Source organism: Planctomycetia bacterium, assembly GCA_016795155.1.
In the GTDB taxonomy this organism is placed as follows: Bacteria; Planctomycetota; Planctomycetia; order Gemmatales; family HRBIN36; genus JAEUIE01.
On the sequence record JAEUIE010000006.1, the window covers coordinates 70,405 to 84,205 of the forward strand.

The 13,801-nt window shown below is 48.3% G+C and carries 11 protein-coding genes; all 11 read left to right on the forward strand.

Going from position 1 to position 13,801, the window contains the following annotated elements; translation table 11 throughout:
• The first annotated feature begins 36 nt into the window (after window positions 1-36).
• Window positions 37-732 carry a cytochrome c3 family protein gene (locus JNJ77_03150; protein MBL8821558.1) on the forward strand — a complete coding sequence of 232 codons (696 nt, stop codon included), beginning with the start codon at window positions 37-39 and terminating at the stop codon, window positions 730-732.
• Complete coding sequence (locus JNJ77_03155; GenBank protein ID MBL8821559.1) at window positions 720-3,893, forward strand: Fe-S-cluster-containing hydrogenase; 3,174 nt, start codon at window positions 720-722, stop codon at window positions 3,891-3,893. Before JNJ77_03150 ends, JNJ77_03155 begins: the two co-directional genes overlap by 13 nt.
• Window positions 3,880-5,298, forward strand: a complete 1,419-nt coding sequence (nrfD, locus tag JNJ77_03160; protein ID MBL8821560.1) for a polysulfide reductase NrfD — start codon at window positions 3,880-3,882, stop codon at window positions 5,296-5,298. Before JNJ77_03155 ends, nrfD begins: the two co-directional genes overlap by 14 nt.
• A gap of 60 nt (window positions 5,299-5,358) precedes the next feature.
• On the forward strand, window positions 5,359-6,630 hold the full coding sequence (locus tag JNJ77_03165) for a DUF3341 domain-containing protein (GenBank protein MBL8821561.1): 1,272 nt from the start codon (window positions 5,359-5,361) through the stop codon (window positions 6,628-6,630).
• A 12-nt stretch (window positions 6,631-6,642) separates the two neighbouring features.
• On the forward strand, window positions 6,643-8,025 hold the full coding sequence (locus tag JNJ77_03170; protein MBL8821562.1) for a quinol:cytochrome C oxidoreductase: 1,383 nt from the start codon (window positions 6,643-6,645) through the stop codon (window positions 8,023-8,025).
• 15 nt (window positions 8,026-8,040) lie between these two features.
• Window positions 8,041-8,358, forward strand: a complete 318-nt coding sequence (locus tag JNJ77_03175) for a hypothetical protein (protein ID MBL8821563.1) — start codon at window positions 8,041-8,043, stop codon at window positions 8,356-8,358.
• 88 nt (window positions 8,359-8,446) lie between these two features.
• On the forward strand, window positions 8,447-9,574 hold the full coding sequence (locus JNJ77_03180; GenBank protein MBL8821564.1) for an SCO family protein: 1,128 nt from the start codon (window positions 8,447-8,449) through the stop codon (window positions 9,572-9,574).
• Complete coding sequence (coxB, locus tag JNJ77_03185) at window positions 9,571-10,620, forward strand: cytochrome c oxidase subunit II (GenBank protein ID MBL8821565.1); 1,050 nt, start codon at window positions 9,571-9,573, stop codon at window positions 10,618-10,620. The genes JNJ77_03180 and coxB overlap by 4 nt, the downstream gene beginning before the upstream one ends.
• A 52-nt stretch (window positions 10,621-10,672) precedes the next feature.
• On the forward strand, window positions 10,673-12,463 hold the full coding sequence (locus JNJ77_03190; protein ID MBL8821566.1) for a cbb3-type cytochrome c oxidase subunit I: 1,791 nt from the start codon (window positions 10,673-10,675) through the stop codon (window positions 12,461-12,463).
• Window positions 12,464-12,537: 74 nt separating this feature from the next.
• Window positions 12,538-13,266, forward strand: a complete 729-nt coding sequence (locus JNJ77_03195; protein MBL8821567.1) for a cytochrome c oxidase subunit 3 family protein — start codon at window positions 12,538-12,540, stop codon at window positions 13,264-13,266.
• Window positions 13,267-13,311: 45 nt separating this feature from the next.
• Window positions 13,312-13,758: a cytochrome C oxidase subunit IV family protein gene (locus tag JNJ77_03200; GenBank protein MBL8821568.1), complete on the forward strand. Its 447-nt coding sequence runs from the start codon at window positions 13,312-13,314 to the stop codon at window positions 13,756-13,758.
• Window positions 13,759-13,801 lie beyond the last annotated feature (43 nt).

Here is a 13,801-nt window from a genome sequence, read left to right on the forward strand (position 1 = left end):
GAGAAAACCGTTAGCTTGAATGCAAAGGTGGCCTCTATGACGGAAACTTCTGCTGCCCCGGTGGCGGAGAAGTCGTTGTTCTTCTTCCCGAAATGGTTTAATAAAGCCTGGTGGGTTATTCTACCTGTTGCTTTAGCTGGGCCACCAGTCTTTCTGACTATTGCGTGGTTTGGCTTTAATCATCAATCAACGCATGTTGGTTATGCACCTAAACAGCCGGTCAATTACAGTCACACCATACATGCCGGCCAGTTGGGGATAGATTGCCGTTACTGCCATACTGATGTGGAAAAATCCGGGCAGGCTAATATTCCACCGACAGAGACCTGCATGGCATGTCATTCCATGGTTGCAACAGGTAAAGGCAGCCTGGAATTAATCAGGGAAAGTTGGAATACCAAAAAGCCTGTGGAATGGGTGAAAGTACATAAGTTACCCGATTTTGTTTACTTCAATCATTCTGCCCACGTTAATCGAGGTGTAGGCTGCGTTTCCTGTCATGGTCGTGTAGACCAAATGGACGTTGTGGTGCATGAGAAACCTTTGAGCATGGCTTGGTGTCTGGATTGCCATCGTAATCCTGAGCCTCATCTGCGGCCATTAGATCAGATCACCAACATGACCTGGAAACCCAAGGATACTGCAAATGAAACTGCAGAATCTCTCGGAAAAACGCTGCGTGCACAGTTGAAACTGAACCCATCTACGGATTGTTCTACATGTCATCGCTAAACAACACTGCCCCGATTCCCGAGGCAGGCTATTGGCGTTCGCTCGCTGAACTTAACGGCGTAGAAGATCCCAACCTCGGTGCGGAATTTCTTCCCAAACAGTTGGAACCTATGGATGGCGAAACACGCCGCCGGTTCCTTCAGATTATGGGAGCCTCAGTTGCCATGGCTGGTGCCGTGGGCTGTTCCCGTCAACACCGCTACGTTGTACCAGCAGCCAAAGGCATTGAGAACCGCACAATCGGCCAAACCCAGGCATATGCTACCGCTATGGAATTGAGTGGCGTTGCCATCGGTTTGCTGGCACAGTGCTACGAAGGACGCCCGATCAGAGTTGATGGCAATCCACTGCATCCGTTAAATCAAGGCTCCGTAAATGTCTGGGCGTCTGCCAGCATCCTGGGACTTTATGATCCCGACCGAAGCAAGACGATTCGATTCAAAGCCGACCGCAAAACAGCTATTGCTGAGAAGAAATGGTTTAATGTTGCTGATGCATTCAAATCCATAAGAACTGAGCTCTCAGCCACTCAAGGTGAAGGGTTGCGTATTCTCAGTGAAGCAACATCTTCAGTCACAGTCAGCCAGGCAAAGTCCAGGTTACTGGCAACATACCCCAAGGCACAGTGGATAGAATTTGAATCTGTATCCCGAGATAATGAACGTCTGGGCACCAAGCTCGTATTTGGGTCTCCATTGCGAGCGCATTTTGAATTGAGCAAAGCAGAGATCATTGTCGACCTCGATGCTGATCTTCTTGGCATCCATCCCGCCTCTCTGCAATATACACGTGATTTTGCTGCTAACCGCAATCCAGAGAATACGCTTTCTGCCCAGAAAGCGATGTATAATCGACTCTATTGCGTTGAAAGCAACCTCAGTGCCACCGGTGGAACTGCAGACCATCGATTGGCATGGCGTTCCAGCGATATGAAACAGCTGGTAACGGCGCTTGCCAAAAGCGTCGAGTCACTGTTACAGAATAAAGAACTACCTGTACGGGCAACTACGAGCGGAAAGGCCAATACTTTTCTCGCGGCATTGGCTCGAGATCTTGTAAGCCATAAGGGCAAGTCGGTAATCGCTCTAGGCTTTCGACATGCACCCGAAGTTCATGCAGCAGTCCATGAACTTAATTATGTTCTGGGAAACATTGGCACTACCGTAAACTATTTTGCGGCTCCTGAAGGTGATGCAATTCCTTCGGTACAGGCTCTCGCAGCACTTGCAAAAGATATGAACGATGGCAAAGTAAATACTCTTGTCATCCTGAACAATAATCCAATTTACTCTGCCCCCCAGGAAATCCGATTCAGCGATGGACTGGCCAAAGTCAAGAACTCTGTACATGTCGGGTTGTATTACGACGAGACCGCAGAACTCTGTGCCTGGCATATACCACAGACACATTATCTCGAAAGTTGGGGAGATGCTCGTTCATGGAACGGAATTCACAGCATCGTCCAACCGGTCATCGAACCATTGCATCAGGGCAAGACAAACCTTGAAGTTATTTCACTGCTATTAGGCAACACTGCCAAGCCTTACGATCTTGTAAAGGAGGCGTTCAAGGCAACGTATCCACAAGCTTCAGCAGAAGACTGGAACAAGGCTTTGCGTGATGGTGTCGTAGAAGGTTCAGCGTGGAAGCCCGTTTCCGTCAAGCCTGCAACAAAGTCTGCCAACCATCATGAACTGGCCATATCGCTGACTACCATGACCATGGATGTCAAGATGTTTATGGGCGGAACAGGTGGCGAGTCCGGACCACCACCACTTGAAGCAGTTTTTATTCCGGACACCAAGGTATACGACGGCCGCTTTACAAACAACGCCTGGCTGCAGGAACTTCCAGAGTTTATCACCAAGTTGACTTGGGATAATGCTATATTGTTATCTTACAACACTGCTAAACGACTGAACGTAAAACATGGTCAGATGGTTACAGCAACCCTGCATACCAGATCAGTCAAAGCTGCAGTATTCATCCAGCCCGGACATGCCGATTGGTCCACGACCATGTTTCTGGGTTATGGCCGTAAGTCAGCCGGTGTCGTTGGCGGCACTGCAGTCGGACGCGTCACTTCCCCAGGTTTCGATTTCAATCCACTCCGTTCACTCGCCACGTGGAATATCGCTCAAGGGCTAAACATTACGCCTCTCAATGAATGGTACACTTTTGCTACCACTCAAGAGCATTCTCAGATTGATACCACTGGCCTGCGTGAACGGGACAAACGATCAGACATTCTGATCCGTTCCGATACGTTGGCTCACTATCAGAAAGATCAATCAGCCATTCATCACAAAGTGCATGAGTTGCCGATGATTAAATTGTTCGATAACCCACTCGATAATCAGGTCAAAGCTGATTATAAGTGGGGCATGACTATCGACTTGTCGAAGTGCACCGGCTGTAATGCCTGCGTCATCGCCTGCCAGTCAGAGAACAATATACCGGTCGTCGGCAAGCAACAAGTCATTGAACGACGTGAAATGCAATGGCTAAGAATTGATCGTTACTTCCATGGTGATTCCAAAAGCTTGGAAGATGTTACCGTTGTTCATCAACCCATGATGTGCGTTCATTGTGAAAACGCTCCTTGCGAACAGGTTTGCCCCGTTGCGGCCACGGTGCATTCTGCGGAAGGCACCAATGACATGGTATATAACCGCTGCATTGGAACGCGGTACTGTGCCAATAACTGTCCTTTTAAAGTTCGTCGCTTCAACTTTCTGAACTGGCACAAACAACTTGATGATGAAAAGAACAATGTCATCAGGCTCAGCTTCAATCCTGACGTGACAGTCCGAAGTCGTGGAGTCATGGAGAAATGCACCTACTGCATTCAGCGTATCCGTGCCGCCAAAGTTCGTGTTAAAAACGAAGGAATTAAGGCAGGAAACCCGGAACGAAAACTCAAGGATGGTGATGTCATCACGGCATGTCAGCAGGCTTGCCCTGCTGGCGCAATCACATTTGGTGATTTGAATAATCAGGCAAGTCGCGTGGCTCAACTGCAAAGTTCGCCACGTGGTTACAAAATGCTGGAAGATTTGAATGTGAAACCACGCACGGCCTATCTAGCTCGCATTCGCAATCCGAATCCGGAGTTGGAACCGACAGCAGCTCAGAAGGAGGCCGGCTATGGCCACGGTTAATCACACAATCGCTGATGGGGTAGCCCCTCCTTTAACGCTTGCTGGCGTGACTGATGCAGTTTGCCGCATCGTGGAAGAACCCACCCCTAAGCATTGGTGGACTGCATTTGGTCTTGCCAGCACGGGATTACTTATCCTGGTGGCCATGGTGGGTTACCTGGTTCTCACCGGTGTCGGTGTCTGGGGATTGAATAATCGAATTGGCTGGGCATGGGACATTACAAACTTCGTGTTCTGGGTCGGTATCGGTCATGCAGGTACATTAATCTCCGCCATCTTGTTCCTGTTCCGGCAAAATTGGCGAACCAGTATTAACCGTGCTGCTGAAGCAATGACCATTTTTGCGGTGATCTGTGCGTTGTTATTTCCAACAATACACGTCGGACGAGTCTGGGTCATTTACTGGGCGCTGCCTTACCCTAATTCCATGTCCATGTGGCCTAACTTCCGAAGTCCACTTCTCTGGGACGTGTTTGCTGTCAGTACCTACTTCACCATTTCCCTGCTGTTCTGGTTCATGGGTTTGATTCCCGATTTGGCCACCATACGTGATCGTGCTACCAGCACGACTCGACGCATGGTCTATGGCATTCTTGCACTTGGCTGGAGAGGTTCCGCCCGCAACTGGCATACCTACGAAAGAACTTATTTGCTTCTCGCTGCTCTTTCGACCCCGTTGGTGTTATCAGTACACTCGGTGGTTTCTTTCGATTTTGCTGTCTCCATTCTCCCAGGCTGGCACACCACGATCTTTCCTCCTTACTTCGTGGCTGGTGCGATTTTCTCCGGCTTCGCCATGGTTCTCACCTTAATGATCCCCTGTCGGGCCTTTTTTAATCTGAAGCATATTGTGACGATGGATCACATCGACAATATGAACAAGATCATTCTGGCAACCGGCATGATGGTCGGTTATGCCTACGGGTTGGAGTTCTTTATCGCCTGGTATTCTGGCAATACAACGGAAGCCTTTATCTTCTTCAATCGTGCCTTCGGACCGTACTGGTGGGCCTACTGGACCATGGTAACCTGCAATGTTTTAGTTCCTCAGATATTCTGGTCTCGTCGCTTACGTCGCAACATTCCTGTAATCATGGTGGCTTGCATCCTGGTCAATGTTGGCATGTGGTTTGAACGCTTCGTGATTATTGTAACCAGCCTGCATCGAACCCAACTGCCTTCAGCATGGGGCATGTTCTACCCAACGATTGTCGACATTTTGACCTTTGTTGGCAGCTTCGGGCTGTTCTTTACCTTGTTCCTTCTGTTTATTCGGTTTGTTCCCATGGTGGCCATTGCTGAAGTCAAGGCGGTGTCAGTACACCATGATGACACACATGGGCATGAGTATCAGGCCCCTGCAGCACCGGTTGCAGTGGGCTTGGCCATCCCTTCGAAGGAGTAATTCCAGGGTACGAGCTTTCGAAACCATTTTCGCTGGCGAGTTCCCCCTACAGGATCGATCATGTCACACGAACATGAAAAAGTTGAAGAGACCAGGCCTCCCCAGTTACATGGGTTGGTGGCTGAATTTTCTTCTCCGGATGCCCTTCTTGAGGCAGCACGCAAAGTTCAGGAAGCGGGCTACCGGAAATATGAGTGCTATTCACCCCATCCGGTACATGGCATAGACGAAGCCATGAAGACACCCTATTCACCAATTCCCTGGCTGGTACTAGGTGGAGGATTGACAGGTACCGCAGGTGCCATCCTCATGCAGTGGTGGATGAATGCAGTCGATTACCCACTGATTATCAGTGGCAAACCATTCTTTTCACTGCCTGCCCAGATGCCCGTTGCTTTTGAACTGACCATTCTGCTGGCAGGTATTACTGCATTTGTCGGGATGATCGGATTGAACAAATTGTTTGGCTACTATAGCGCGTTGAACAAATCGAAGATCATGCAGCGTGTGACCAATGATAAGTATGCATTAGTAGTAGAAGCTGATGACCCGCAATTCAGACTGCAGGGCACCAGCGACTTGTTGAGCCAAGCCGGTGCACATCATCTGGAAGCGTGTTATGAAGAGTATCAGTCTCCTGAACCACCTTCTCTCTTCTGGAAGATCATTATTTTGCTGACAGTCGTAGGTTTGATTCCAATGGCTTACGTATTTCGTTCAAGCAATTCCATCAGCGACGCCCCGCCGCTCCGCATCGATCATGGCATGGCCTATCAGCAGAAAGTGAAAGGACAGGCCCCAGCGCCAGCTGGCCTGTTCAAAACGCCTGACATGAATCTGCCGCCCGTAGAAGGGACTATTCCGTTCGGTTACAGTGAAGATGAACACTTTAACAAGGGCAAAGTCAATGGCCAGTTTGTGAATGGCTTCCCTGCCCGGATCAAGGACAAGCTGAATCAGGCATTCATGGATCGCGGACAGCGTCAGTTTTCCATCTACTGCTCTGTCTGTCATGGCACTGCAGGATATGGCGATGGGATGGTGCACCGCGTTGCTACGGAGCGAGCTACCACGGATCTTTCCTTATGGGTTCCTCCCAAGAGTTTCCATGATCCATTGATCTCGTCCAAACCTGATGGTGAACTGTTCGATACCATCACTAACGGCAAGAATAAAATGCTGGGTTATGGCTATCGATTATCCCCAGAAGACCGTTGGGCTATTGTGCTCTACGTTCGTGCTCTCCAGCAAAGTCAGCGAAACAAGACTATAGCTGCTACCGAAGCATCATCCATTTCAAAAACTACTGACAACTCAACCGCCAGACGTTAACAGGAGAATGACATGGCTCACCGTGAGCCTATCAACATCGAACACGAGAATCGCCGGTTAGGCGAATTGGGAAATTCCCTGTCTGGCATGTCCTACCTGGTTGGCATCGTTGCCTTGGTATTGGCCATCGTGCTGGGTTATTTTTCCGGTCCCTATGGCGACAGCAGTCGCAATGGAGGCTTGGGAACAGGCATGGTCCGTTTGCAATATGCATACCTGCTTGGATTCATGTTTTTCCTGACTATCACACTTGGTGGGCTGTTCTTTACGATGGCGCTCTACATCACCGGCGCCAAGTGGGGTATCGTTATCCGACGCATCCCAGAACTTGCAGCACGAAATGCCACTATACTTGCTATTCTCGTATTGCCCATCATCATTCCCATGCTCTGGGGCAGTCATGCACTCTATGAATGGTCAGATAAAACCAAATACTCTGGTGATCCGCATGTGCGAGCAGATGCGGCTCAACATATGGAAAAAATACGCAGCAGTGATTTGCATCCTGAAGACAAATTTCTGGCAACTTATCAGGATCTGATTCATCACAAATCGCCTTGGCTGAATGTTCCATTCTTTACCATTCGCATCGTTATTTACTTTCTCATCTGGTCTTTCCTGGGCTGGTATTTTTATCGCAAGTCCGTGAACTGTGATACCTCAGGCGATCCTCAGCAATACAGTAAAGCCAAGTGGTTATCGCCACTGGGAATCATTCTCTTTGCATTGGCAACGACCTTCGCGGCGTTTGACCTTCTGATGTCTCTGACGCCTACCTGGTACAGCACCATCTTCGGCGTGTACATCTTTGCCGGCTGCAATATCAGTATCTATGCGTTCAGCATCCTTGCTTACCGATATCTACAGAGCAAAGGTATACTAACCAAAGCCATCACAACCGAACATTACCACGACTTGGGCAAGCTGCTTTTCGCATTTGTCTTTTTCTGGGGATACATTGCATTTTCCCAGTTCATGTTGATCTGGTATGCCAATATGCCCGAAGAGACTGCTTTCTACAAACCACGACAATTCAGCACTGCCTGGATCATCTTTTCACTGATTCTGCTGTTTGGACATCTGCTGATCCCCTTCCCGGGATTGCTTTCGCGGTGGATCAAACGCAGCAAGCCAGCCCTTATTTTCTGGGCATGCTGGATGCTGGCAGCTCACTGGTTTGACCTCTTTTATCTGATTCATCCCACTTGGGCTGGTCGCGTATCAGGAAATCTCCTCGAACCGATTGATCCGCAAATTCCCCTCATTGAGGTACTCTGTACCATCGGTGTAGGTGGAATCTGGCTTGGGGCATTGGCTAAACGTGCCTGTAGCGTTTCGCTAGTGCCGGAAAAAGATCCTTATCTGAACAACTCACTGGTATTCCAGAACTTCTAAAAGGCCGAGACGAACATGGCTGCTGAAGCTGATAATCCAAAAACAGGCTTGATAGCATGGGTGACTGCCATCAGTCTCATCCTGATACTAGTTGTATTCATCGTACTGCAGGGATTGTACTTCATGTGGGAAGCACGCCACCGCAATAAGACAGGTGAAGGCGCGTTGGAAACTCCCCTCATGCAATATCGCAAAGAACAGGAACTCAAGATGAATTCCATTGAGCAGGCCATGCAACAGACACTTGCAGATGCAAAAGCCGGCAAGGTACTGGCAACTCCGCCACCTCCCGCGGCACCAGCCAAGACCGAGCCCCCTGCACCTGCCAAATAACCAGAAAAACGGCGTGCCGTACATCGTTACGTATCGGCACATCGAATAGCATACAAGACAAGGCATTCGACTGACGAGGCCACTTGTCATGAATACTGAGAAACACATGCAGGCTGGTAAAAATGCATCACTGGTTCATCTGATTATCGCACTGGGTGTGCTGTTGCCGATCAGCCTGCTTCCTGTCTTGTTTATGGAACAAAAACCAAAGCAGGATCCTATAGCCAAGGTCGAAGAGCTATTGGCTATTCTAAATCAACTTAGCCCAGAAGCCCGCAATCAGATTTTTAAATCCATTAACGTTCGCGAAGATCGACTGTTGCAGTTGCCATATGAGCGACTGGAAGACATGGTAACCGTTCTGAAGGATGCTCCAACCAAGCTGTCGAGTATTTCAGGTAATGAACTTCAAGGCAGATTAGACAAACTCCTTGAAAAGCTCGATCGCAAAGAACCCATACCTGTAGCTTTGCAAGGGATTGGGATCGTTGAAAAACCGGGGGCACGCCTACCACTGGAACTCGTATTCCGTAATGAGGATGGACAAAGAAAACCTCTGGGAAGCTATTTCCAAACTGGAAAACCGGTAATCCTTACGCTGAACTATTCTGACTGTCCTCAGTTGTGTCATATCCAACTCGAGCGGTTTGTCGAAGTGATGCAGACACATTCGATTCTGCCAGGAAAGTCATTTGAAATTATCACGGTCAGCATCAACCCTCTTGAAAGCCCTGCTAGAGCTAAAAATGCCAAGAAGAATTATCTCAAAGAACTAAACGCCAGCAGTAGCAGTTGGCACTTCCTGACTACTGATCAGGATGAAGCGATAAAAAAACTGGCTGCAACGGTAGGATTTAATTACCGATATGATCCCATCAAACGGGATTACGCACATTCTTCAACGCTGATTTTCTGCACGCCAGATGGTACAGTCGCCCAATACTACCAGGGTATCGAATACGAACCCAAAGAACTAACACGACGCATTGATGAAGCTCGACAGGGCATTCAAGTTGCATCAGGTGTGGAAGAAAACTACCTCAACTGCAAGATTATTGACGACTCTAAACCATATGCCACCATGTCCATGCAGGTGATGAAATTGGTCGCTTCCATCATGGCAGTGGGGCTCGTTCTAACCTTGATAATTCTCTGGATGATACCTAACCGTCGGCCGATCGTATTGCCTCCGCTGCAAGGAGAGACACACACATGAACTGGGCATTATTCGCCTCTGATCTCAAAGACAAAACGTACTGGCTTCCTGCTCAGTTATCAAAAGAGGCAGCTGAAACCGATGTGCATTTCTATCTGCTCTACTGGCTGAATGTTTTCTTTTTCGTCGGAATCTTTGGACTGGTAGTCTACTTTTGCGTGAAGTATCGCCGCAGGACACCTGATCAGAAACCACTGCCTGCCCCATCGCACAATACTGTTCTGGAACTGGTATGGTCCATTATTCCCTCATTGATCTGCATTGGATTGTTTTACATTGGATTCATGGTTTACCAGGATCTGATGCAACCACCTCGCGAAACATTTAAAATTAATGTTGTAGGTGGAAAATGGAACTGGGAGTTCACATATCCCCAAACGGGATTACTGGGCACCAGTGATGGGCCGGAAGCATTACCTGAACTGCACGTACCTGCCAACATTCCGATTGAACTGGTGATGACTTCGAAAGATGTCATCCACTCCCTGTATATTCCTGTACTGCGTACCAAGAAGGATGTCGTCCCAGGGCGTTATTCCAAACTCTGGTTTAACGCACAGATCCCAGGCACCTACAACATTTACTGTGCTGAATATTGCGGCACCAGCCATTCAGAAATGACAGCTAAACTGGTGGTTCACGAAAATATGGCCAAATTCCTGGAATGGCAGAAGAGAAAAGAACAGGAAATTGACAACAAGAAACCTGTTGAACTGGGTGAATACGTCTGGAAAGCCAAAGGCTGTCGAGGCTGCCATAGTATTGATGGATCTACAGGAACAGGTCCAACCTTTAAGGGGCTCTGGGGTATGCCTGCTGAAGAACACAAAACTTGGAAAACTACAGGCTCTTTAACACCCACCAAGGTTGATGAAAATTACATCCGTATGTCAATCAATGAACCAAATGATGAAGTGCGTGAAGGATTTGCACGCCCTTCCGCCATGCCCAGTTACAAAGGGCGATTATCCGACAAGCAGATTGCCGGGGTCATCGAGTACCTGAAGACTCTTGGTCGCGACTCTCAACCACCGGTTAAACAATAAGCCAAACGAACAACTGGTGCCTCAGCACCACGAAGACATAGGAGCAGTCGACATGTCGCACGAATCGAACGGCTATCCGCCAGGCGACAATTATCTGAATCGCACCAAGGGATTCCTTTCATGGATTACTACGCTTGATCACAAGCGCATAGGTATGATGTATTTGGGTTCAGTACTCTTTTTCTTCCTGATTGGTGGTGCGTTCGCCATTGCGTTGAGAACGGAGTTGCTCACACCCAAAGACAGTGTGCAGATGCCTCAGCAATATGATGCGAAGGGAAACCCAGCCAGCTTCCCCAAGAAATTTCTCTTTGAAAAAGATACCTACAACAAGTTATTCACGCTGCATGGGGCGATCATGGTCTTTCTCGTGATCATTCCCAGTATCCCGGCTTCGCTGGGTAACTTTGTTCTGCCAATCATGCTGGGAGCCAAAGATGTGGCATTCCCCAGATTAAATTTGTGGAGTTATTATCTCTATATCATAGGTACGGTTTGCTTTCTCATTACCCTTGCCGTAGGTCAGCTTGATACAGGATGGACCTTTTACACTCCCTACAGTTCCAGTTCAGCTAATAGCAACACCAATGTGATCATGGCAACCATGGGAGCGTTTATTCTCGGTTTCAGTTCCATATTCACCGGCATTAATTTCCTGGTCACTATACATACCATGCGACCAGCCGGAATGACCTGGTTTCGCATGCCCTTGTTGCTATGGGCGTTGTATGCCACTTCAGTGATTCAAGTGTTGGCAACTCCTGTTCTGGGCATCACCTTATTGATGCTCATTGTGGAGCGTGCGTTGCAAATTGGTATTTTCGACCCTGCATTGGGTGGTGATCCTGTGCTGTTCCAGCATTTCTTCTGGTTTTACAGTCACCCGGCTGTTTACATTATGATCGTCCCAGGAATGGGTGTGGCTAGTGAATTGATCTCCACATTCAGCAGGAAAACCATCTTCGGTTATCGCCAGATTGCACTTTCCAGTGTGGGTCTGGCACTGATTGGCTTCCTAGTCTGGGGGCACCATCTTTTCACCAGCACCCAGTCCGACATCGCTAACATGATTTTCAGCTTCCTGACTTTCTTTGTAGCCATTCCTTCTGCCATCAAGGTATTTAACTGGCTGGCAACCCTGTATAAAGGATCGATCAGTTTTGAAACTCCCATGCTTTATGGGCTTTCCTTCATTGTGATTTTCACGATCGGAGGATTAACAGGGCTTTTCCATGCCACGCTGTCAACCAGTATCCCGCTGCACGACACCTACTTTGTGGTAGCCCATTTTCACTATGTGATGATGGGTTCTGCACTGATCGCATTCATCGGCGGCATTTTTTACTGGTGGCCTAAAATGACCGGCAAGATGTACAACGATCTTCTTGGTCGAATCGCAGCTGTCATTATCTTCATCGGTTTTAATGGTACCTTTTTCCCACAGTTTGTCATGGGTTCAAAAGGCATGCCAAGGCGGTATTACAACTACTATGCTGAGTATCAGCCATACCACAAAGCTTCAACTTACAGTTCGTATTTCATGGCTTGTGGTTTTGTACTCGCTGGCTTCACTCTTGTTCAATCACTGGTACGTGGCCGAAAAGCTCCACCAAATCCATGGGGAGGAGCAACGCTGGAATGGCAGACAACTTCTCCACCACCAACGGAGAACTTCTATCACACACCGGTCATTGACGACATACCGTATAACTATGAACGCCAAACCTACTTGGGTCCAGACAAAGGCTGGAAGGATGAGCACTTTGCCCATGAATGGGATGACATTGTTGCTCACCAGGATGGTCTTTCCAGTACCCCCAACGGTAACAATAACAAACACTAACATCTGTGATTTGACAATAATGTTCAATCACACGCAGAACCACTCTTACTAAAACTTTTTGCCGAGCTTTCACGATGTCAGATACAGCTCAAAGCCACGATGACCATGGACATGCTCACTCTAAGCATCTGGCACATCATTTCGATAGTCTTCAACAGCAGTTTGAGGCAGGCAAACTCGGTATGTGGGCTTTCATCGCCCAGGAAATCCTGTTCTTCAGCGGACTTTTCTGCGCCTATGCTGTTTACCGTTACAACCACCCCGAAGTATTCGTCTATGCCCATCACTTTCTTGATACGAATCTTGGTGCCATAAATACCTGCGTCTTGTTGTTCAGCAGCTTAACGATGGCGTGGGGTGTACGCTGTGCACAACTGGGACAAAGAAAAGGTTTGATTCTCTGTCTCTGGCTAACAATCCTGTGTGGTTTCGGCTTTATGGGTATCAAGTACATTGAATATACCCATAAGTGGCATGAAGGACTACTGTGGGGGACCCGATATCATCCCAGTGAAGAAGCTCTTGAGCATGCCTTCAGCCATGGGCAGGAAGGGTCGAAATTTTCCCCACCTCCTGAACCGGCCAATGTACGTACTTTTTTTGCAATTTACTTCTGTCTGACCGGCCTGCATGGCATTCACGTGCTGGTGGGCATTGGCCTGCTAGCGTGGTTATTGATTCGTGCATACCGTGGTGATTTTTCACCTGAAAATTTCACTGCTGTCGACTTTATCGGGCTGTACTGGCATATCGTCGATTTGATCTGGATTTTCCTGTTCCCACTTCTTTACCTCATTCACTAAATCAAGCTGTCAGGCTTATGATTTGCCTTCAGCTTGGAGTTACCTATGAGCAGTATTACCGATCCAACACCTTTGCATACGCATGAAGATACCACTCACCATGAGGGGGATGGAGAACATTGTCCTCATGGGCTGGGCCATATTTCACCTTGGCAGACTCTAGTCAAGGTTTGGGCTGCGTTGATGGCATTGACCATCCTGACCGTGATGGCAACTTGGGTGAATCTTGGCAGCCTGAACATCTGGATTGCCATGGCAATCGCTGTGGTTAAGGGTGCTCTGGTTGTGCTTTATTTCATGCACATGAAATACGACCGGCCATTTATCGCCTACATATTCACGTTTTCACTGGCGTTTGTTGCATTCTTCCTGGGAATGGTGATGCTGGATAGCAAATCGTATCAGCCTGCCGTGGAAATTCGCCGACTGGATGAGATACAGGTTACCGCTGCTCCAGTGTCGACTCCTGCAGCCCCTGCACCTGTCAAGTAGGTTGCCTGACAAAGTACACCAGACCCCAGTTGTACCACCGTTC